Annotated in this window: 1 protein-coding gene and 1 pseudogene; one reads left to right on the forward strand and one right to left on the reverse strand. The window is 62.7% G+C overall.

Annotated features, from left to right (window positions below; translation table 11 throughout):
• Positions 1–364 (forward strand): annotated as a pseudogene (locus EN991_RS36680) (phenylalanine 4-monooxygenase); the annotation flags it as partial.
• Between the two features lie 122 nt (positions 365–486).
• On the opposite strand, the gene EN991_RS36685 reads toward EN991_RS36680, so the two are convergent.
• On the reverse strand, positions 487–1,280 hold a 794-nt coding region (locus EN991_RS36685), incomplete at its 5' end, for a GMC oxidoreductase (protein ID WP_206519337.1).

The raw sequence follows: 1,280 nt of genomic DNA on the forward strand, positions 1-1,280 counted from the left end.
GTATGGCGAGAAGGCCGGCGACATCATCGCGCTGGGTGGCGACGAGATGATTTCCCGGCTCTACTGGTACACGGCCGAATATGGCCTGATGCAGGAGGCCGGCCAGCCGCTGAAGGCCTTTGGCGCCGGCCTTATGTCGTCGTTTACCGAGCTGCAGTTCGCGGTCGAAGGCAAGGACGCCCACCACGTGCCCTTCGACCTGGAAACGGTGATGCGCACCGGCTACGAGATCGACAAGTTCCAGCGCGCCTATTTCGTGCTGCCGTCCTTCGACGCCTTGCGCGATGCCTTCCAGACCGCCGATTTCGCGGCAATCGTCGCCCGGCGCAAGGACCAGCCGGCGCTCGACCCGGCGACGCTCTAGAGCAATTCCAGGAAAAGTGTGAAACGGTTTTCCGTCCGGAATTGCGTCAAACAAAGAGTTAGAGCGGATCGCCGTTCCGTGAAACGGTGAACTGCCCTAGGCAGCATGCTGCCCTGCAGCCGTCAGGCGGTGACCACCTTGCTGAGATGGTCGCCCAGCCGGCAGGCCAGCGCGGTGATCGTCGTCGTCGGGTTGCATTGACCCGACGTGCAGAACACCGAGGAGCCGCCGACATAGAGATTGTCCATGCCGTGCACCTTGCAGTTGGCGTCGACCACGCTCTTGCTGATGTCGGTGCCCATGCGCGTGCCGCCCATATGGTGATGGCCCGCCGTCTCGTCGTTGGTCGGATAGTCCTGACCATTGCTGATCCAGTCGGCAATGCGCACGCGGCCGAGATTCTTCTCGATCAGCGTTGCGCCGAACAGTCTGAGCCCTTCGAGAAGGGTGCGATGTTCCAGTTCGGATTTCTTCCAGTGCAGTTCGATGCGCGGCACGCCGGCATGGTCGACATCGGTCTTCGACAACTCGATCTGGTTGGAGGCCAGCGGCGCCTGTTCCCAGGCGACGTAGAGCTGGGCCGCGCAGCGCAGTCTCTGACTGAGCTGGTAGGACATCCATTCCGCCATGCTGGGCGCCGTGCAGGCGAGGTCGGCGATAAGGCTCTTGACCCCGGGATACGGCGTCTCGATCAGCCGGATGCCGAAATTCATGATCTGCAGCCGCTCCATGGCGGCGAGTGTCGGCGAGAAGAAGGCCTCGTTGACGGCGTCGACCTCGAACGCGTTATAGTCGGCCAGGATGGCGTTGCCACCCTCGAAGGTCGGATGCTCCATCCAGTAGCGGCCAAGCGCAGTTGCATTCGGCGCGACGCCGCCGTTCGAGCGCTGGTTGGACCACAGAAGCAGCCGCGAAT

It is taken from the genome of Mesorhizobium sp. M7A.F.Ca.US.005.03.2.1, assembly GCF_003997795.1.
In the GTDB taxonomy this organism is placed as follows: domain Bacteria; phylum Pseudomonadota; class Alphaproteobacteria; order Rhizobiales; family Rhizobiaceae; genus Mesorhizobium; species Mesorhizobium ciceri.